We start from the raw sequence: 20,211 nt of genomic DNA on the forward strand, positions 1-20,211 counted from the left end.
CGGCCCGGTCCGGCTCAGTCCAGCCCGGTCCGGCTCAGTCCAGCCCGGTCCGGCTCAGTCCAGCCCGGTCCGGCTCAGTCCAGCCCGGTCCGGCTCAGTCCAGCCCGGTCCGGCTCACTTCGGCCCGGCCCGCTCTCCTTCGCCGGGGCGGTCGCATCGGCCAAAAGGAGTAGGGCGCACGGAGGGTCCTACTGCAACCGGCGTAGACAAGTTACTGCCGCGGGCCGATGTGCCCACGCCGCTCACCGACGAGGCTTATCGCCATGATTCCTGCCTGGTCCGTCGCCGTCGCGGTGGCGCTGTGCGTGCTGTCGGCCGTGGCCTACGCGTCCGGGGCCCTCTTGCAACAGCAGGTGGCACAGGCCCCGATGCGGGCGCTGCTGCGCAGCCCGCGGTGGTGGCTGGGCATGGGCACCAACGGCGCCGGGGCGGTGCTGCATGTGGTCGCCCTCCGCTACGGCTCGCTGACCCTGGTGCAGGCGCTCGGCGCCCTGACGCTGGTGGCCGCGGTGCCGCTGGCCGCATCCGTGGCGCGGCGCCGGGTCACTCGGGCCGAGCTCACGGGCACGGCGCTGACGACCGGCGCCCTGGTGGCGCTGCTCGCCGTGTCGGGCTCGTCGAGTCAGGCCCTGACGGTGCGCGAGTGTGTCGCCGTGTCACTTGCGGCCGGTGCGGTCATGGCCTGGGCCGCGCTGCGCCCGCGGCTCCACGGGCTCGGCGCCGCCGCGGTGGGCGGCCTGGGCTTCGGCGTGGCGTCGGCGGTCACCCAGGCGGTCACGCTGCAGCTCGGCGCCGGTCTGGCGGGCATCGTCGCGGGGGTCGCCGCGGTGGTGGCCCTCAACGTCGGCGCCATCTGGTTCACGCAGCGGTCCTACCGGGCCGGGCTCGCCGCTCCGCTCGCCGTCGGCACGGTGGCCAACCCGGTGACCGCCGCCGTGATCGGCGTGGTCCTGCTGCAGCAGCGTTTCGAGGGCGGCGCGGCCGGCGTCGCCGTCGTGCTCGCTTGCGCCGCGGCCCTGGCCGTCGGTGTCTACCTGCTGGCGCAGGCACAGTCCCAGCCGACCGCCTCCGCTTCGCAGCCGCTGCCGGCGACCCGTTTCGCGTCGCGGACGCTTTCGCCGGTTGCGGTGGGTCGGGGCCGGTCTCGGGCGGGGCGCCCGGCCGTCCGGCTGCGAGACCGGGCGGCGTTCGTCTCGGCTCGATCCCGTGCCGCCGAACCGTTCGAGGTCGGCCCGCTGGTGGCGGTGGGCGCCGGAGCCGCGTGACGGGCACACTCGGGCGATGGATTCCCTGCGTGCCGCGGCCGGCCTGATCGCCGGAGCTGAACGGCTTGTCGTCTTCACCGGCGCGGGCATGTCGGCCGAGAGCGGCGTCCCGACGTTCCGGGACGCCCTGACCGGGCTGTGGTCGCGTTACGACGCCCAGGCGCTTGCGACCCCCGAGGCGTTCGAGCGCGACCCCGCCCTGGTCTGGGGCTGGTACGAGTGGCGTCGGGAACTGGTCGAACGCGTGCGCCCCAACGCCGGTCACGAGGCGGTGGCCCGCGCGACCGGGACCGTGATCACGCAGAACGTCGACGACCTGCACGAGCGGGCCGGCTCCGAGAGCCCGATTCACCTGCACGGGAGCCTGTTCGCCCCGCGCTGCTCGGCTTGTGCGCGTCCTGCCTCTCCGTCGTCCGGGTCCGCCCCGTCCGGCCATGAGGGGCCGCGCACTCCGCCCTCGTGCGACAACTGCGGTTCCCCCGTACGGCCGGGGGTTGTCTGGTTCGGTGAGCCGCTGCCCGCCGAGGCGCTCGGGGCGGCCGTCGACGCCGCGGCCAACGCCGACGTGCTGGTCACCGTGGGCACGTCCGGGCTCGTTCACCCGGCGGCCGAGATTCCGGAGGTGACGGCCAAGCTCGGCGGTACCGTAATTCAGGTCAATCCTCAGCCCACGCCGCTCGACGCCGTATCCGCGCTCAACCTGCGGGGCACCGCCGCCGAAGTGCTCCCGAAGATCATGAGATGAACGGTTGCAAACCTGGCGAACCGGCACCACGCACCCCGTAGGACACGGATCATGTCGTCATGGGTGTCATGGCTTACCCCCTCCGGTACGCGCTTGCCGATCTCGCCCTGGCTCTCAGCCGGGTTTCGCACGATCCGGCCGCCGTGCAGTCAACGGCCGCCCGCGCCGCCGCCGACATGATCGGTGACGGCGCCGGTGTCCAGTTGCTGCGCGATGACGGCCGCTACGAATCGATTACGTACCACCACATCGACGACGAACGGTCGGCGTCGATGGCACGGGTCCTCGACCACGTCGACCAGCTTCCCGACGACGACTTCTCCACCGCGCTCGCGGCCAGCCGGCGCCCCATCGTGCTGGCCGGCGACGGGGTCGAGCCGCTGGCGGGCGAGGAACACGAGATCCACTCCGCGGTCCTGTGTCCGGTGATCGTCGACAACACGTACGCGGGCTATCTGGTTCTGACCCGGGAGGCCCCCGGATCGTTCTATTCGACGGCCGAGGTCGAGCTGGCCCGCGACATCGCCGGGGAACTCGCCCTGGCCTGCTCGAGCGCCCGCGCGCAGGAACGGCTACGGGCCAGCGAGGAGCGTTACCGCCGGGTCCTCGAGACGATCCCCGAGGGCGTTCTGCAGCTCGATGCCGACGGCGTGGTCACGTACGCGAACGAGCCGATCGGTGTCGTCCTCGGCATGCCCCGCTCGCAGCTCGTCGGTGTCTCGCTGCGCGGTTTCCTCAACGATCAGGGGCAGAAGGAGCTGGACCGGCGGATCAGCGAGTGCCGCGAGGGCCGATCGACCGTCGGCGGCACCCGGCTGATGCGGGCGGACGGCTCACAGCGCACGGTCCGGATCAGCATGATGCCGCTGATGGACGATCACGGGGCGTTCAGCGGCGTGGTCTGCATGGTCACCGACACCACCGACCACATCGACGCGCGCGGGCTCAAGCGCCAGCTCGACCACCTGCGCCGGCTCGACAGCCTGGGCCAGCTCATCGGCGGCATCTCGCACGACTTCAACAACCTGCTGACCGTGGTCGGCGGCTCGGCCGAGATGATCACGTCGTCGGCCGAGAAGGACAGCCAGCACCACCGGCTCGCCAGCGACATTCTCGAGGCGGTGAGCACCGGCCGCTCACTGACCCACCAGCTGCTCGCGTTCGGTCGCAGCGACGGCAACCGGCCCGAGATCATCCCGATTCCCGACCTGCTCACCGACGTCCAATCCCTGTTTTCCCGTACGCTCGGCGAGCACATCGGCCTCGACCTGGCGTTCGGCCCCGACGTGTGGGCGGTGCGGGCCGAGCGTGGCCCGCTGGAGCAGGCGCTGGTCAACCTGGCCGCGAACGCCCGCGACGCCATGCTGCACGGTGGCATGCTGCGGGTGGCCGCGATGAACGAGGAGGTCCAGCCGGGTCAGGGCCCGGACGGGGTGCCGCCGGGCAAGCTGGTGCACATCGTCATCACCGACACCGGCGTGGGCATGACCGACGAGGTGCGGCAGCGCGCGCTCGAGCCGTTCTTCACCACCCGCCCGACGGCCGCGGGCCTGGGCCTGGCCACCACCGCCGGCATCGTGCAGGGGCTGGGCGGCCACATCGAGCTGGAGTCGGAGCCCCGGATGGGCACCACGGTCCACCTCTATCTGCCCGCCGCCGAGGAGAAGACCGCCCCCGCCGCCGGCCGTCAGGGTGTGTCGTCGGTGATCGGCCGGGTCCTCATCGTCGAGGACCAGCCGGAAGTCGCGCAGCTCGTGCAGCGCCTGATCGAGCCGGCCGGGTACGCGATCACGGTCGCCACCGACGCGCTGCAGGCGGTGACCCAGGTGGCCGCGGGTCAGCACCCCGACCTGCTGATCACCGACGTGGTCATGCCCACGATGACCGGTCCGGAGCTGGCCAACGCGCTGCGCACGCATCGCCCCAGCCTGCCCGTGCTGTACATGTCGGGCTACACGGCGGCCTCGCTTGGCCCGCAGCTGCACCTCGACGACAACAGCATGCTGATCGAGAAGCCGTTCACCCGCTCGACCCTGCTGGCCGCGATCCGCACGCTCTGCGGCCCGCAGCCGGCCCCGTCCACTGCGTCGAACGACCCCGCCACGGCCAAGTAACGGGATTTCCGCGACTCCTACCAAAGGTGCGAAACCGGGCGCGAGGGCTTGCCAAGGGATCCGGACAAAAAGCAATATTCCGGGGCACTGTCCGCTTCGGAAGGACCTACGAGTGACTCAGGATCGCACGTCGGATCGGTCGAGCGTCGGAGTACGCGCCGACACGTACGGCACGTCGACCATGGACCTGAGCGGGCGTTGCGTCGGCAGCTCGTACGTGCTCCAGCGCCCGATCGGGCAGGGCGCGACGGGCACGGTGTGGGAGGCGCTCGACCGGTCCTCCGGCCAGTCGGTGGCGGTGAAGCTGCTGCATGAGAGCCTGCTGCGGCAGCCCCGGCTGGTCACCCGGTTCGTGCAGGAGCGCACGATCCTGCGAATGCTGCGGCACCGCAACGTGGTGCGGGTGCGTGACCTGTTCAGCGTGGGCGAGACCATCGGCCTGGTGATGGACCTGGTCAACGGGGGCAGCCTGCGCGACCTGCTGCGCGAGCAGCACACCGTGCCGGCGGGCGAGGCGGCCCGGCTCACCGCCCAGGTCGCGGCGGCGCTGGCCGAGGCCCACGACCTCGGTGTGGTGCACCGCGACCTCAAACCCGACAACATCCTGCTGGCGATCTCGGAGGGCCGCCCCGACACCCGGCTCACCGACTTCGGCGTCGCCCGCATCCTGAACACCCCGAGCATGACCACGCCCAACGCGGTCGTCGGCACCCCGCACTACATGTCGCCGGAAGCCTTCCACGGCGCCGCGGCCAACCCGGCCACCGACGTGTACGCGCTCGGTGTTCTCCTCTACGAGCTGATCAACGGCCACCCGCCGTACATGAGCGACTCGATCCCCGACCTGATGCGCCGCCACCTCGAGGGCAACCCGGTGTGCCGGCCCGGCATCCCCGGCCCGGTCTGGGACGTGATCGTGGCCTGCATGGCCCAGAAGCCCCGGCTCCGCCCGAGCGCCGCCGAACTGGTCGCCGACCTCTCCGACGCCGCCCGCCGCTTCGCCGACGTCCCCGCGCTGCCCCGGCCGTCGGCCGAGGCGCTGGGCGAGCCGGTGTCGCGTCGCCCCGAACCCGTCCTGCATTCGGCGCACAGCCTCGGCTCACTGTCCTCGCCGTCGATGCTGCCCCCCGAGCCCGTGCCGTCGCACCCCGTCTCGATCGTTCCCGCCCCGCGGCGCCCCGAACGCCGCAACGCCGTCCCGAGCTGGCGCTGGGCCCGCCCCGGCATGACGATGTCCCTGATCGCCGGCGCGATGGTCGCCTCCGCCGTCGCCACCACCGCCTGGCACATGGGCCGGGCCGACGACGAGACCCGCGACCTGGCCGTCCCGCAGGTGGTCACCGTGCCCGCCTCGGCCGCGGCCTCCCGTCCGGCCATCGCGGCCGCCCAGCGCCGCGCCGCCACCACGGCCAGGGCTGGGAAATCCCGTTCCGGCCGGTCCGCGACCGGAACAGCCGGCCCGAGGGCCGGCCGCACCCCCTCCCCGGCGGCTTCCCGCGTACGGGAAAAGCCCGCTCCTGACCCCACTCATCGCCGGCCTTCCCGTCCGCAGCGCACGGCGGTCGAGGAGAAGGGCGAGTGGTCCTGCAACCGCGGCATTTCGTGGGACTGGCGGGCCAGTTCCGGAGTCGTCACCCAGCCGTGCCGCATGCTCGGCCGCGACATCCGCTACCAGGCCTCGGTCACCGGCGCCGGCGGCAACGCCCGCGGCCGCATCACGGTCGCTCTGCGCGAGAGCGCCAGCGGCCGCACCGTCGCCGGCAAGACCTGCGACAACCTGGCCTTCGAAGAAACCCCGCTGGCCACCCGCAACTGCGGCCCGATGACCGCCCGCCCGGCCCGCGGCCACACGTACGCCGTGGTCGTCTCCTTCAGCTACGTCCGAGAGGGCCGAGCCATGTCCGGCGAGTCCCGCGGAGAGTCCTTCAGCTGGTAGCCCCCGCCCCGATCCGGCCGGGCCGTAACGGCGTCGATCGGTAGCCTGTGCCCGTGTCGCAGAACGCCGGGGCTGCCGAGCCTGAACCCGCGCCGACGCCGGCGCATGCGGGTCGCCGGGCCGTGTACGCCCTAGCGGCGCTGCTGACGATCGGTGTCGTTCTCGGCATCATGCTTCCCGGGCTCCACAGGCTTCGTGCCGAGGAGATTCCAGCCGGCATGAGCCTCCTCCTGGACGGCCGGATCCGGGAGTTCCACCGATCCGATCCGGCCACTCCGATGATTCGCCTGCTGATGACCGTTCGCGAGCCGCACCCGTCCGACCGGACCGTAGCCCTGGTGATGACGGCCCGGTTCTACGATCCGGGGCTGAGCGAGCAACCCGTGTTCGTCGACCGGACGGGGAAGCCGATCGTCGATCCCGCCACCGGGGCGATCCGGGCCGCGTACAAGGCGGCGGTCATCGACATCGAGCTGGATGTTCCCTTCAGCGGGAGCGTGTCAGTGCCCTTCCGGCTCGAGGACGTCATCGCGAATCCGATCGACGGTCTGACCGCGTCCGTGAATCTGCCGGCCGATGCCGACCCGCAGAGCTTTCCCCATGACTCGTACGAGTTCCCCACCTACGTCCGGGCGGTGCTGCCGGCCGACGTCTCGGCGGTACACGGCAGCGGCAACGCACGGCAGCCGGTCGAGTTTCGTTTCGCGGCAGGGTTCGCTCCGGACGACACGCTCGTCGACTGGCGCCTGCGGCCGGCCTTCGGCGTGACGGAGTACCTGGACAATTACGACTTGTACGTGACCGAGGTGGAGGGGCATCTAGGGCGACCCGTCTCCTCCGGTCTGTTCGTCTACGGAGTGGCCCTCACCCCGCTGCTTCTGGGACTGAGCTTTGTCGTTCATCGCCTGAACCAGCGACGAGCCGGTGTGCCGGAATCCACCGCGGGAATCGAGATCGCCGCTGCGCTGCTGGCACTGCTGGCACTGCGCCAAGTGCTTGTGCCCGCGAACATCAACGGGATGACGCTGCTCGACAAGCTGCTCGGACTCGAACTGGTGGTCTTCACCGCGCTCGCGGCGATTCTGTTCGCACGACCGGTCGCGCCGCCGCGCCCTGCGTCACTGCCGGTGGAGGCCGCGAACGTGGCGGGCGAAGACGACCAACCGGTCCCGGCCCGGTCGCGGGGAGCGTACGGGCCGCTGATCTTGGCCTTTGCCGTCTGGATCGGCGTCCGGGCGTTGCGCAAGCGGCGCTGAAGGCGGGCGGAAATACGGTGGAGGGGTTCTGCGTTCTGGCCTACCGTGATCTCCATGAACGCGCTCGGTCTGCAGCTGCCCCCGGTGGTGGCTCCCGTGTGCGTTCTTTGTGTCAGCGGCGCCGATACGCGAATCTGACCCTTCCCCGAGCAGCAGCAGAACCGTAGGGGGAGGGTGGTCCCGCCCTGCGCGGTTCTGGCGCGTCCTGCCTGGCAACAGGCGCGCAGTTTCCATTGCCCTTGCATCCAGTGAGGACTGAGCAAACCATGGCCAAGAGCCAGTTCATCCGTACCAAGCCGCACGTCAACATCGGCACGATGGGGCACGTCGACCACGGGAAGACGACCCTGACCGCTGCCATCACGAAGGTTCTCGCCGACCGCGACCCGGCCTCCAACCGGTACGTGGCGTTCGAGGGCATCGACAAGGCCCCGGAGGAGGCCGCCCGCGGCATCACCATCACCATCGCGCACGTCGAGTACGAGACGCCGAACCGGCACTACGCGCACGTGGACATGCCGGGCCACGCCGACTACGTGAAGAACATGATCACGGGGGCGGCTCAGGTCGATGGGGCGATTCTGGTCGTCTCGGCGCAGGACGGCTCGATGCCGCAGACCCGTGAGCACGTGCTGCTCGCCCAGCGGGTCGGCGTGCCGCACCTGGTGGTGGCGCTCAACAAGAGCGACGCCGTCGACGACCCGGAGCTGCTCGACCTGGTCGAGCTCGAGGTCCGCGAGCTGCTGAGCGAGTACGGGTTCCCCGGTGACGAGGTTCCCGTCGTACGCGTCAGCGCGCTCAAGGCCCTCGAGGGCGACCCGCAGTGGGTGCAGTCGATCGTCGACCTGCTCGATGCGGTCGACGAGTACGTGCCGATCCCGCCGCGCGAGCTGGGGGAGCCGTTCCTGATGCCGATCGAGAACGTGCTCACGATCAGCGGCCGCGGCACCGTGGTCACCGGCAAGGTGGACCGGGGCACGCTGCGCGTCGGTGACCCGGTCGAGGTCGTCGGGCTCGGGCCGACCATCGCCACGGTGGCGACCGGTCTCGAGACGTTCGGCAAGTCGCTCGAGGCGGCCGAGGCCGGTGACAACGCGGCGATCCTGCTGCGCGGCATCAAGCGTGAGCAGGTGGAGCGCGGTCAGGTGGTGGCGATCCCCGGATCCGTCACCCCGCACCGCAAGTTCGAGGCGCGGATGTACGCCCTGACGAAGGAGGAGGGTGGCCGGCACACGCCGTTCGAGGCGAACTACCGGCCGCAGTTCTACTTCCACACCACCGACGTGTCCGGCGGCATGGACCTCGGCGGCGTCGACCTGGTCATGCCGGGCGACACGCTCGACAAGGTCACGGTGACGCTGGGCAAGCCGGTCGCGCTCGAGGTGGGCGTCGGTTTCGCCGTACGTGAGGGGAACCGCACGGTCGCCGCGGGCACCGTGACGGCGCTGCTCGACTGAAGGACAGGGGTGGCCGGCTCAGGGCCGGCCACCCCTGGCGGCGGCCGCGGCAACGGTTGCCAGGTCTTCACCCGAGAAACCGCCGCGGCTCAGCACCGCCAGAGATTTGTTCGTCGCCAAGGTGCACAGCGCCAGCTCGGCCGCCTCCTGCTCGTCCGCCCCGGCCGCCAGCAACGCCTGTTCCAGCCCGGCCCGCAGGCCACCCACCATCGCGCGGACCAGGGCTTGGCCCTCCGCGTCGAGGGCCGGGAGTTGCGCGACCGACAGCGTGAGCAGGCAGCCATCCGGCACTGCCGGGTCGGCGATGCGGTTCAGGGTGACCTGCAGGAAGGCGGCCATGGCGGCACCCGGGCTGGAGTGGGGGCCGGACAGGGCCTGCTCGTACAGCGGGTGGTAGGTCTCCGCGTACCGGGAGAGGCTTTTCCGGAAGAGGGAACTCTTGTCGCCGAAGGTGCCGTAGAGCGACCCCCGGCCCAGGCCCGTGCCCTCGGTCAAACGCTCGATCGAGGTCTCCGAGTAGCCCCAGCGCCAGAAGACGAGCATCGCGCCTCGTAGCGCCTCGTCCACATCGAATTGCTTACGGCCTGCCATGATTCTCAGCCTACCCATCTTGTACTGATCGTTCAAAGACCGGTACGGTGATTGGCATGACAACTTGTACCGATCGTTCAAAGATGAGTTCGCTGCGGCTCCCGGACGGGTTCACGGACGTCTTCACCAGCCGGTTCGTGGAGGTGGACGGGCTGCGGCTGCATGCCGTCATCGGCGGGGACGGTCCGCCGCTGCTCCTGGTCGGCGGGTGGCCGCAGACCTGGTACGCCTGGCGTGAGGTGATGCCCGCCCTCGCCCGCCGGCACACCGTCGTCGCCGTCGACTCGCGCGGGGCCGGGCTCTCCGACAAGCCGGACGACGGGTACGACGCCGGCACGCTGGCCGCCGATCTGGTCGCGCTGATGGCCGCGCTCGGGCACGAGCGGTTCGACGTGGTGGGCCACGACATCGGCACGTGGACCGCCTATGCGCTGGCGGCCGATCACCCCGAGCGGGTGGGCCGGCTCGCCGTCCTCGAAGCGGTGATCCCCGGCCTCACGCCGTCCCCGCCGGTTTTCAGCCCGGCCGCGGTCAACCAGAAACTCTGGCAGATCGGCTTCAACCGGCTCACCGACCTCAACGAGGAACTGGTCCGGGGCCGGGAGCGGCTCTTCTTCGGCTGGCAGTTCGCCACCAAGGCCGCCACCCCGAGAACGATCCCCGCGTACGCCGTGGACGTCTATGTCGACGCGATCGCCTCGGATCCTCGCGCGCTGCGCGCGAGTTTCGCGTATTACCGGGCGCTGGACGAGACGATCGCGCAGAACGAGCAGCGCAGCCGGACAAGGCTGACCATGCCGGTGCTCGCCGTCGGCGGGGCGCTGTGGAGCGGCGCGTATGCCGTCCAGACGATGCGACTGGCCGCCGACGATGTCACCGGGATCGTCCTCGACGACTGCGGGCATTACCCCGCCGAGGAACAACCGGCGCGGTTCACCGAGATCCTCGAGGGCTTCCTGCGCTGACGACTTCACCCCTCTTCTCGTCGAAGAGAAACAGCGCGAGCAGCAACAACGGGATCACCGCGGTCATGGTGGTGGCCAGGCCGATGCGGTCGGCGACCCAGCCGATCAGCGCCGGGCCGAGCAGAATTCCGGTGTACGTGAATGTGGTCAGCCGCGAGACCAGGACCGCGGTGGAGGCGCCGGGCAACCGGCCGACGGCGCTGAACGTCAGCGGCACCAGCACCGACGAGCCGAGCCCGGCCACCGCGAACCCGGCCACGGCCACCACTGGCTGCGGCGTCAGCAGCGCCACCGAGAAGCCGCAGGCCGCGATGATCGCGCCGGCCCGGAACAGCAGGTTGCGGTCGGTGAACCGGTCGCCGGCCAGCCGGCCGAGAGCTTGGCTTCCGGTGTACGCGGTGATCCCGACCGCGGCCAGGCTCAGCGAGGCGTTCCGCTCCTCGTGCAGGAAGATGCCGCCCCAGCCGAGAGCCGCGCCCTCACAGATCATCAGTGCGGTGGCGGTCAGGCCGAGCAGGATCAGCGGCCGGCTCCAGCCCGAGCGCCTGGAGACCGGCGGGCCCGGCTCCGCGGCCGCGCGCCCGTTGTCCGGCAGCCACCGGGCGGTGATCAGACCGGCCACCAGCAGGACGGCTCCCGCGGCGACCAGATGCGTCACCAGCGGGACGCCGAAGTGGGCCAGGGCGGCGGTGGACAGCGACGCGACGACCGCGCTGATGCTCCAGGCGGCGTGACAGCCGTTGAGGATCGGCCGCCCGGCCTCCCGCTCGACGGCGACCGCGCTCGCGTTCATCGCCGCGTCGGTGGCGCCGTGGACCCCGCCGAGGACGGCCGCGCCGGCCAGATACCACTCCGGGCCGGGGGCCAGGGCCAGACCGGCCAGCAGCAGGGGCATGACCGCGAGGGCGCAGCGGAGGATCGTCCGGGTGCCGATTCTGGCCGCCAGCGGGCCGACGGCTTGCATGCAGGCCAGCGCGGCCAGGGCGAAGAGCAGGCCGGAGAACCCGAACCGGGCGTCACTCAGGTCGTGCGCGCTCTTGAACGACGGCGCCCGCACGATGTAGGTGGACAGCGTCAGCCCGTTGAGCAGGAACACGGCGCTCACGACCCAGCGGTCGCGCTGCTGGAAGATGATCTGGTCGGCGGTCACGCGGGCCCTCCGGTCTGAAGACGTGGTTCATGTCTCCGACGAATGGCGCATCCCCGAATCGGACAACGGGCCGGATTATCGTGATCTCCGTGATGCTGCCGCTGCCCGAGGGCGAGTTCGACGCGTACCTGTTCGACTGTGACGGCACCATCGCCGACTCGATGCCGGTGCACTATCTGGCCTGGCAGCGCGCGCTGCGGGAGTACGGCGCGGAGTTCGGCGAGGAGCTGTTCTATGCCTGGGGCGGCCGGACCCCGGCGTCGGTGATCGCCGACCTGAACGCGCGGCAGGGGCTGGCCATGCCGGTCGACGAGGTGGACGAGCGCCGCGAACGGATCTTCCAGGAGCTGCTGCCCGGTGTGCGCGCGGTTCCCGAGGTTCTGGAACACATCGAGGCCGCGTACGGGAAGGTGCCTTTCGCCGTCGTGTCGGGGAGCAGCCGCGAATCGGTGACCGCCTCGCTGACCGCGCTGGGCCTGCTCGACCGGTTCGACGTGATGGTGTGCGCGGGCGAATACCTCAACGGCAAGCCCGATCCGGAGTGCTTCCTGGCCGCGGCCCGGGCCTTGAACGTGGCGCCCGAGCGGTGTGTCGTGTTCGAGGACACCGATTTCGGCATGCAGGCGGCCGCGGCGGCGGGGATGGCCGCGGTGCGGGTGCCGCCACCGTGGCAGCGGCACCCGTCCGGCGTCAGCTGAGCTGGAGGTAGTCCAGGTTGAAGCCGCCGGTCTCGCAGAACACCGTGACCAGCTGATCCCCGGCGGCCAGGGTCACCGGCACGTGCACCGACTGATAGGTGGCCCAGCCGCCCGTGGCCGGCACCGAGACCGTGGCCAGCTTGGTGCCGGTGGCGTCGCGGAACGAGATCGCGTCGGCGGCCACCGCGCCCGTGCCGTTGGCCACGCGCAGTTCCAGGTCGTACGTCCCGGCCTGCGCGACGTCGACGCGGTAGCTCAGCGAGTTGCCGGCGGCGGTCCAGCCGATGTTCTTGCCGCCGCTGGCGCCCGCGTTGTTCTCGACGAAGTTGGCGCCGCCCTCGGTCCAGCCGGTCTGCGCGGCATACGACTCCGCTTCCACCCGTACGCCCACCGGGGCGCCCTTCGGTGCGACGTTGACCTCGACCGTGACCGTGTCGCGGGCCGCGCCGTCGGTGACGTGGAAGGTCAGCCGCTGGACGCCCGCGGTCGTCGGGCTGAGCGTCACCACGCCGGTCGTCGCGTCCACAGTGACGCCCGCGGGCAGATCGGTGGCGTAGTAGGCCAGCCGGTCCCGGTCACGATCGGTGGCCGACAGCCGGAACAGGGTGGTGGCGTACTGGTCGACGGTCAGCGCGGGCACGTCCCGCAGCACCGGCGCGTGATCGCGGCGGGGAACGCCGGCCTTCCACTGATACGTGGCGTAGGCGTTGGCCGGCACGGTGACCACGAAGTCCTGGCCGCCCAGCACGATGCGGACGTTGCGGGAGGTGGTGGCCGAGTTGGCCAGGATCGCCGTGAACCGGTCGCCGTCGCGGTAGACGACGTTGCTCACCCCGGCCGCGGGGGCGCTGGACTCGACGCGTACGTCCTGCGGGGTCAGGTAGCGCGCGAACTGACCGAGCGGATAGAGCTCTTCCCGTACGGAAAACGTCTTGGTCTCGGTGTTGACCTTGACGAGACGGTCGGGCCACTTGGTGGTGCGGCCGACCTCTTCCCAGTCCACATTGTTGTCGCGCTTGTCCGTCCAGTGCAGCGTGCCGCCGGTCTGGTCGGTGGTCTGCGCCCACAGGATGTAACTGCTCGCGTCCAGCCGGAAGTAGTCGAGAACGGTGGCCGGGTTGAGGTCGCTCGTCTCGGTCATGTGGACGGGCTTGCCGTACTTCTCGTACGCGTCCCGCATGACGGCCGGGTCACCCCAGTACGGGTGGAACGCGATCGCGTCGGCCGCCTTGCGCGTGGCCGGGTCGTTGAAGATCCGGTAGTAGTTCTTGGTGGTCGTGCTGTTCGGGTCCTGCCAGTCCCAGAAGTTGAAGTCGTGCACGTAGAGCTGCGTCTTCAAGCGGTTCCGGGCGAACTCTCGCTTGGTCGCGACGCTCAGCTTCTGCTGCTGCTCGACGCTGATGTCCATGGCCGGATAGACGACGTCCATGCCCGGCTCGTTGAGCAGCGTGATCGCGTCAACGTGGATTCCATGTTGACGCATTGACTGGATGTACTTGACGTAATAGCGCGCCAGCACGTCGATGCACTCGTCGCGCAGCTTGCCGACCTGGTAGTGCTCGGTCGTGCTGCCCGGCTTGAGGGCGACCTCGCCGGTGAACCGGTTGTTGGTCTTCATCCAGGCCGGCGCGCTCCAGGCCGAGGCGAAGAACGTGGCCCGCGGGTTGTACTTCTGGATCAGCTTGATCGTGTCGACCATGTGCAGGTCGATGTCGCGCTGGATCGAGAAGTACTTGAGCGCGAAGTCCTCGGTGACCCCGGCCGGCAGTTCGTCGTACGACCAGAACGGCAGATGCTCGATCAGGTCGGGGCTGCCGATGGTCAGCCGGAACCGGTCGAACCCGGCGCCCGACCGGGGGTCGGCGAGCAGCTTGACCGCCTTCTCCCGCTCGGCCGGCGTCAGTTTCCACAGGTTCGACACGCTGGTCTCGTCGATCGAGAACCCGATGCCGCTGTACCGCTGCCGCTCCTGCGACGGGTCGACAACGACGGTGGTGTCGGCCGCCGCGCCCCGCGGGGTCGTGGGCAGTGGCGCCCAGGCGTTGGCCGAGCCCGTCGAATACGAGCCGGTCACCCGCGGTTTCCCACCACCGGCGGTGGCGGGCGTCGCGGCCAGGAACGTCATTGCCGTCGACGCGACGGCCAGCGCCGCGGTCATGGATCGCTTCACCAAGATCTCCCCACGAGATAGATCATTCGCTATCTGCCAGGAGAGTTTATTAACGTCTTTAACTAACCCGCAACCGGCGCGAAACGATCTGCCCGGACGAACACAGCCCCCGCGCGGACGGCGCGGGGGCTGTGCGCATCGGCCGTGTCCTAGTCGATGCAGTTGCGGCCGTTGTAGGCGGCCACGCTGGTGGGGAGCATGGGGTCCTGTGTGTACTTGAACTTCACGCATCCACCCTGCTCGACCGCCCGCTGGGCCGCGTCGGCCACCTTGTACTTGCCGTACATGCCGGCCACACCGCAGGCGGCTCCGCCCAGAACACCGGCGCGTGAGCAGATGGCGAACATGCCGGCGTCACTGGCCAGACCCTTCGCGGGATCGTTCAGGGCGTCGTTGATGGCCCGGGTGGCGCTCCGGCTGTAGTAGGTCGTGCAGGTGCCGAAGAAGTTTCCACAGGCGACGACCACGTTGTCCGCCACCGTCCCGTTGGGCGCCTGGCCCGACGCGGTGGCTGCGCCGGGCGGCGGTCCGGCCTGGGGGGAATTGGCCGCGCGGTCGAGTTCGGTGATGGTCGTGAAGCCGGCCTCGCCGTCGACCTGCAGGTGGTAACTGGTCTGAAAACCCTTGACGGCCAGGTAGGTCTGCTCGCCGTAGTCGCCGTCCTCGACGACGCCGATGCCGACCGCGTTGAGCGAGTGCTGCAGCGACAGCACGCATTCGTTGCGCATGCCGGGTCGCAGCAACTGATTGGCGCAGCCGGTCAGGCTGACCACGCCGGCGCCGTCGGTGGCCTCGGCCGGTCCGGCCAAGCCGAGAAGGGCGATGGCGGCCGCCGCGGTGATGGCCAGGCCGCGACGGAGGGCCCGGGGGCGCACGTGTGACTTCTCCGTTGGAGGCTGCGGGGGTTGGGCCGGCCTCTGCTGGTGGGTCATGGCGGTTCTCCTTGCGCCGGAGGATCGGATCTGGCTTCAGATTCGGTGCCGGGCCGGATGAACGCGCGCAAGCTTGCCGTGACGACGCTGGGGGTGGCGATGGGCCGCCGCCACTGTCGGTGCGGACGAAGCCTCGGAACGTGACCGAGGAAATCTCGGCCGGAAAACCTAGACTTTCTCGGTGAGGCCGGTTAGTGTTGTCTTCGTTGACGAGGAAATCGGTTGAAACGCCGACAAAGTGCCGAGCGTTAAGCAGGGCCCGGATCTCTCCGTGGCTCGCTCGGCCACCGCGGTGGAAACAGCGCCGCGAGCAAGACAGGTAAGTGCAACACGCGTAAGTGCAAGACAGGTAAGACAGCAAGGTAAGGCAAGTGCACGACAAGACCTTGACGTAATTCCAGGTCAGGGCCAAGACCTTGATGTAACTCCAGATCAGGGCCAAGACCTTGATGTAACTCCAGATCAGGGCCAAGACCTTGATGTAACTCCAGATCAGGGCCAAGACCTTGACGTACTTCCAGGTCAGGGCAATGCAGGCAGGGCCGATGCAAGTTCGGGGCTCTGGCTGACGCAAGACAGATCCGCCGCACGTGTGCGGGGCCATGAAGTTGCGTGGGTTCCGACACCGGCGGGGTGCACCGCAAGGTAAAAGCAGAGGAAAGGGAGGGCTGGACGCCGTTGGATCGCCCGCCGTCAGGACGTAGTTCCAGTTCTGAGGTGGACACCGTGGTCACATCGAACGTGAGGTGGTCTCCGGTCACGCTTATGCGATCCTCGCACCCGCTGATAGCTGCGCGGTGTGGAAAAGAGAACCCGACCAACGTGTCGGTAGATGGTGTATTCAACCTGTAATCCCGGGCCCCGGCGCTACTGCGCCGGGGCCCTCGTCCCGTAGAGGTATCTATGGCCCCATCCGACGACATGCTTGATGACGACGATTACCCCGCCTACACGATGGGCCGCGCCGCGGAGATCGTGGGCGCATCGCAAGACTTCCTGCGCCGGCTCGACGAGGCGAAACTGATCGCCCCGTTCCGTTCGGCCGGAGGGCACCGCCGCTACTCCCGCTATCAGCTGCGCCTGGCCGTGCGGGCCCGCGAGATGGTCGACGACGGCACCGCCCTCGAGGCCGCGTGCCGGATCATCATTCTCGAGGACCAGCTCGAAGAGGCACTTCGGCACAACCGGGAACTCCAGGGCGACCAGGAGGCCGGCGCCGTCTGACTTGCACACGCACGGTCCTTCTTCACCGGAGAGGGGCCGTTTCGCATGTCCGCATACGCCGGCGCGCGCCAGGGGTCCGGGCGCGTGCGGGAAGAGGGGCCGGGTCTGCGGGTTCGGGACGCGCTCGTGGAGGGTGGCGGCCCGGTCAGCGGTCCGGGTCGCGCTCGTGGAGGGTGGCGGACAGGAACTTCAGGAAGTCGGGGTTGTCGTCGGGGGCGACGAACACCGGGGGCGGCCGCAGCGGGACCGGGACGACCGGGCGGCCCCGGACGAACCACGCGATCGCCCCGATCGGGCTGATCAGCAGGATCGCGAACATCCAGGCGGCCCACGGCGCGGTGCGGACGGCGCTCTCGTCGGCGCGTAGGCAGTCGACCAGGGCGATCATCACCAGGGCGACGTCGAGCATCAGCAGCAGAGCGAATACCTGGGCCATGGGAGAAGACGATCCCGGCCGTGGGCTCGAAACGGCGGTCCCGGACGGGTGCGATCGGGTCGCCCCGTCCGGGACGCTGGTCAGAGGGCGCTCGCCAGGGCGGGCAGGTAGCCGTTGGTGTAGCCGGCGAGGTTGGGGTGGAAGGAGTTCTGCGGCGGCACCACAGTCAGGCCGTGCAGGTAGGGGCTCGCCGAGCAGATGCCGTGGCCGGCGAACTCGTCGCGCACGTCGGAGAAGGTGAAGCCGGCCGCCGCGGCCCGGGCCGCGATCACGTCGTTGAGCACTTGGGCGCCCTGGTTGAGCGAGCGCCGCTTGGCCAGGCTCATGCCGGTGAGGCCGCACGCCGCCGACGAGGTGTCGAACAGGATCGGATAGCCGAGGACGATCACTCGCGCGTCGGGGGCCTTGCGCTTGATGGCCGCGTACGTCGAATCGAGCTTGGCCGGCAGCGTGGACGTGATGTCCGTACGGGCCGAAGCGACCTTGGCCGCGCAGGCCGCGTCGGTGCCGACCTGGCAGCCGAGGACGGTGGAGGCGAAGCCCGCGTCGTTGCCGCCGATCGTGATGCTGATCAGGTCGGCCGAACGGCTCAGGAACGGCACCTGCAAGTTGCGCACGTCGGCGGTCTCGGCGCCGCCGCAGCTCAGGTCGGTGAACGACTTGGGCTTGTTGCGCGCGGTCCACTGGCCGGGATATCCCTGTGAGCTGCGGAAACACAGAATGCTCTGTCCGGGCGCGCCGACTCCCGAGGAATAGGAGTCGCCGAGCGCGACGTAATCGGTCGTGGCGTAGCTCGCGGCGGCCGGGGCCGCGATGCCGAGGGTGAGGAGGGAAAGGGTGACGAGCATGCCGAGCAGGGTGGATAGACGTCTGCCCATCGGGTGGCCTCCGGTCCGGGTGGGAGAGGAAGCCGGAGCGCTCCGGTTACCGAACGGTAATTCAGGGGGCGAATAAAAGACAGACGGTGACTTTGCCGTTACAGAGTAGTAACGTACGTCGATGTGATCAGCGTCGATGGACGGTGGTGACGGCGCATTCACACGAGGGGCACAGCCGATCTTCAGGCTGTCCTCAGGGCGCGCGGCTAGGTTCCTCACATGGAAGAGGAACGGGCACGCCAGATCGTCGACACGCTGCGAGCGCGTAACGTCTTCGCCCATGTGAAGCTGCCGCAGGCCGGCATCACGCAGTACGGCATCCGCGTCGTGCTTCCCGACGGCCGCGAGGCCATCTGGGACAACGACGGCACGGCGGGTCTCGAGGCTCAGATCATGCGGAACGGCATCCTCGTCGGCTTCGTCCCGTCCATCCCCGAGTCGGAGAACTTCGGGGACGGCCAGATCATCGAGGCGATCGCCACCGCCGACTACGACCGCCCGGTCGGCCGGTCCAGCCCGTCCGCCCGGCCGAGCCCGGCCCCGGCCCGCCCGGCCACGCCGGTGTCCCTGGCCCAGCGCCTGAAGAGCAGCTTCCGAAACTGAGCACCTGAAGAAACTGAATCAACTGAAGCAACTGAAGAGCTAGGGGTCCGGGCTGATCAGCGCGATCAGCCGGTCCAGCGCCACCGGCCACAACTCCGGCGTGAGGTTCGCGAGCAGCGTTTCGGCGAGCGCGTGAGCCACCATGTCGATCTGTTCTTGCACTGCGGGATCCAGGGGAGCGGGCGGCGCCGGCGGTTCGGGGGAAGGGGGTTCCTCCACCGCCGGCGCCGCGGTGACGATCGGCTCGGCCGGCACGGCCGGCAGGTCCTCGGGCGCGCCGACCAGATGCAGGTGACCGGTCGCCCTGGTCAGCGCGATGTAGAGCAGGCGATGCCCGCGCGGGTCGTCGTCGACGATGAACCCCGGCTCGACCACGATCGCCGCGTCGAACTCCAGACCCTTCGCCTCGTGCGGCCCGAGCAGCGTGATCGCCGGGCTGCGCTCGTCGCCGGGAGCCGTACGCCAGGGAAGCTCCTCGGCCCGCAGCAGCGCCTCGACCTCGTCGCGGCAGCGCGCCGGGCACACGATCGCCACCGAGCGCCCGTCTGCCGCGTGGTCGGCCGCGGCCGCCACCACGACACCGGCGCGCTCGGACGGGCCCACCGGCGCGATCACCGGGTCGGCCGGCCCGTCCCGTACGGTCGTCGGCGGCTGCACGCTCGGCGCGGCGGTCGGCAGCAACTCGGCGGCCAGGTCGAAGATCTGCCGGGGCACCCGATAGCCGAACCGCAGCTCACGGTGCACGTGCGGCATCTCCGAGGGCAGGTGCGCGAGCACGTCGTGCCAGTCGTCGCGAGCCCACGGGCCGGTCGACTGGGCCATGTCGCCGACCACGGTCAGCGAGCCGGTGGCCGAGCGGCGGGAGACCGCCCGCAGCTGCATGGGGGAGAGGTCCTGAGCCTCGTCCACCACCACATGGGCGTACGTCTGCGGCTCCAGCCCCGACAGATGCTCGGCCTCGTCGAGAAGCGGCAGGTCGGCCTCGCTGAACGGCGGCTCCTCGCCGTCCACCCGGTACAGCGCGTTGATCTCACGGTCGGTGAACTCGCCGCCGGCCGCCGCGGTCAGCAGCCCCCGCGAGCCGAACAGCTCGGTCAGGAACGTCGCCGCGTCGAACTCCGGCCACAACCGGTCGGCCAGCATGTCGGCCGCCTCGAGGATCAGTTTCGGGTCCTGGGTGCCCGACACCAGCGCGGCCCGCAACAGCCGCCGCCGGTCGCCGGGGGTCGCCTCGCTCGCCCGGGCCGTGGTGATCACCCGCTGGATCGTCGCCGGGTCGAGGGTCACCACCTGCCCGCGTACGGCAATCAGGGCCGGCACCTTGTTCCGCTGCTCGCGGCGCTTCTCGAGGGCCCGGCCGAGCAGACCGGCCATCCGGGCCTCGCCCTTGAGCCGGGTCACGTGGGGCGCCTCGGACCGGCCGGTCGACGCCTTGGGCAGCAGCGCGTCGATCGAGCTGTGCGCGACCCCGGCGCAGCCCCACGCGTCGAGCAGCGCGCGGGTGCGCTGGGCGAACGCGTGCGACGGCCCCACCACGAGCACCTCGCCCACGGTCAGGCCCAGCTCGGGGTGATGGAGCAGCCACGCAACCCGGCGCAGCGCGGTGTCGGTCTTGCCGGTGCCCGGACCGCCCTGGATGATCAGCACGCTCTCGGGCACCGTGCTGATCAGCTCGTCCTGGTCGGCGCGGATGGTCGCGGCGAAATCCGGGCCGGCCTCGGTGGTGGCCCGGGCCAGCTCGGTCAGCAGGGGGTCGTCCGGTGGCCCGGCGACGGCCGCCCCGGTGGTCAA

General features: G+C 70.2%; 17 protein-coding genes. 10 read left to right on the forward strand and 7 right to left on the reverse strand.

From position 1 onward, the window contains the following. Positions 1-263: 263 nt before the first annotated feature. From ACZ3I4_RS12555 to tuf, 6 genes are all read left to right on the forward strand, one after another. Entirely contained in the window at positions 264-1,265 is a 1,002-nt protein-coding gene (locus ACZ3I4_RS12555; RefSeq protein WP_465382005.1) for a DMT family transporter, read from the forward strand. Between the two features lie 16 nt (positions 1,266-1,281). After that, entirely contained in the window at positions 1,282-2,010 is a 729-nt protein-coding gene (locus ACZ3I4_RS12560; protein ID WP_465382006.1) for an SIR2 family NAD-dependent protein deacylase, read from the forward strand. Between the two features lie 68 nt (positions 2,011-2,078). Further along, a complete protein-coding gene (locus ACZ3I4_RS12565) occupies positions 2,079-4,124 on the forward strand; it encodes a hybrid sensor histidine kinase/response regulator (protein WP_465382007.1) in 2,046 nt (681 codons plus the stop codon). Positions 4,125-4,236: 112 nt separating this feature from the next. Continuing rightward, the gene (locus ACZ3I4_RS12570) at positions 4,237-6,060 is read left to right on the forward strand and encodes a serine/threonine-protein kinase (RefSeq protein WP_465382008.1); all 1,824 of its coding nucleotides are present in this window, start codon (positions 4,237-4,239) and stop codon (positions 6,058-6,060) included. Positions 6,061-6,113: 53 nt separating this feature from the next. Next, the gene (locus ACZ3I4_RS12575; protein WP_465382009.1) at positions 6,114-7,316 is read left to right on the forward strand and encodes a hypothetical protein; all 1,203 of its coding nucleotides are present in this window, start codon (positions 6,114-6,116) and stop codon (positions 7,314-7,316) included. A gap of 266 nt (positions 7,317-7,582) precedes the next feature. Then, the gene (tuf, locus tag ACZ3I4_RS12580) at positions 7,583-8,773 is read left to right on the forward strand and encodes an elongation factor Tu (RefSeq protein WP_465382010.1); all 1,191 of its coding nucleotides are present in this window, start codon (positions 7,583-7,585) and stop codon (positions 8,771-8,773) included. Between the two features lie 18 nt (positions 8,774-8,791). Here tuf and ACZ3I4_RS12585 read toward each other — a convergent pair whose 3' ends face one another. Then, positions 8,792-9,364, reverse strand: coding sequence for a TetR/AcrR family transcriptional regulator (locus ACZ3I4_RS12585; RefSeq protein ID WP_465382011.1), 573 nt, complete (start codon positions 9,362-9,364; stop codon positions 8,792-8,794). A gap of 83 nt (positions 9,365-9,447) precedes the next feature. Here ACZ3I4_RS12585 and ACZ3I4_RS12590 point away from each other — a divergent pair, with 83 nt between their 5' ends. After that, positions 9,448-10,329 carry an alpha/beta fold hydrolase gene (locus tag ACZ3I4_RS12590; RefSeq protein WP_465382012.1) on the forward strand — a complete coding sequence of 294 codons (882 nt, stop codon included), beginning with the start codon at positions 9,448-9,450 and terminating at the stop codon, positions 10,327-10,329. On the opposite strand, the gene ACZ3I4_RS12595 is transcribed toward ACZ3I4_RS12590, so the two are convergent. After that, positions 10,298-11,479 (reverse strand): MFS transporter, encoded by a 1,182-nt coding sequence (locus tag ACZ3I4_RS12595; protein ID WP_465382013.1) that lies wholly within the window; start codon positions 11,477-11,479, stop codon positions 10,298-10,300. The genes ACZ3I4_RS12590 and ACZ3I4_RS12595 overlap by 32 nt on opposite strands. A 92-nt stretch (positions 11,480-11,571) precedes the next feature. On the opposite strand from ACZ3I4_RS12595, the gene ACZ3I4_RS12600 reads away from it, so the two are divergent. Continuing rightward, positions 11,572-12,177, forward strand: coding sequence for an HAD family hydrolase (locus ACZ3I4_RS12600; protein ID WP_465382424.1), 606 nt, complete (start codon positions 11,572-11,574; stop codon positions 12,175-12,177). On the opposite strand, the gene ACZ3I4_RS12605 is transcribed toward ACZ3I4_RS12600, so the two are convergent. Then, complete coding sequence (locus tag ACZ3I4_RS12605; RefSeq protein WP_465382014.1) at positions 12,170-14,347, reverse strand: carbohydrate-binding protein; 2,178 nt, start codon at positions 14,345-14,347, stop codon at positions 12,170-12,172. The two genes, ACZ3I4_RS12600 and ACZ3I4_RS12605, sit on opposite strands and share 8 nt — an antisense overlap. Positions 14,348-14,496: 149 nt before the next feature. Continuing rightward, positions 14,497-15,222 (reverse strand): peptidoglycan-binding domain-containing protein, encoded by a 726-nt coding sequence (locus tag ACZ3I4_RS12610; protein WP_465382015.1) that lies wholly within the window; start codon positions 15,220-15,222, stop codon positions 14,497-14,499. Between the two features lie 978 nt (positions 15,223-16,200). On the opposite strand from ACZ3I4_RS12610, the gene ACZ3I4_RS12615 reads away from it, so the two are divergent. Continuing rightward, positions 16,201-16,503, forward strand: a complete 303-nt coding sequence (locus ACZ3I4_RS12615; RefSeq protein ID WP_465382016.1) for a MerR family transcriptional regulator — start codon at positions 16,201-16,203, stop codon at positions 16,501-16,503. Positions 16,504-16,648: 145 nt separating this feature from the next. Here the strand turns inward: ACZ3I4_RS12615 and ACZ3I4_RS12620 are convergent, their stop codons facing one another. Together ACZ3I4_RS12620 and ACZ3I4_RS12625 are read right to left on the reverse strand one after the other, a co-directional pair. Continuing rightward, positions 16,649-16,939: a PLD nuclease N-terminal domain-containing protein gene (locus tag ACZ3I4_RS12620; protein WP_465382017.1), complete on the reverse strand. Its 291-nt coding sequence runs from the start codon at positions 16,937-16,939 to the stop codon at positions 16,649-16,651. 80 nt (positions 16,940-17,019) lie between these two features. Further along, complete coding sequence (locus ACZ3I4_RS12625) at positions 17,020-17,817, reverse strand: SGNH/GDSL hydrolase family protein (protein ID WP_465382018.1); 798 nt, start codon at positions 17,815-17,817, stop codon at positions 17,020-17,022. A gap of 219 nt (positions 17,818-18,036) precedes the next feature. Here ACZ3I4_RS12625 and ACZ3I4_RS12630 point away from each other — a divergent pair, with 219 nt between their 5' ends. Then, the gene (locus ACZ3I4_RS12630; RefSeq protein WP_465382019.1) at positions 18,037-18,420 is read left to right on the forward strand and encodes a hypothetical protein; all 384 of its coding nucleotides are present in this window, start codon (positions 18,037-18,039) and stop codon (positions 18,418-18,420) included. Positions 18,421-18,459: 39 nt separating this feature from the next. Here the strand turns inward: ACZ3I4_RS12630 and ACZ3I4_RS12635 are convergent, their stop codons facing one another. Next, on the reverse strand, positions 18,460-20,211 hold the full coding sequence (locus tag ACZ3I4_RS12635; RefSeq protein WP_465382020.1) for a HelD family protein: 1,752 nt from the start codon (positions 20,209-20,211) through the stop codon (positions 18,460-18,462).

It is taken from the genome of Actinoplanes sp. NPDC021490, assembly GCF_055562135.1.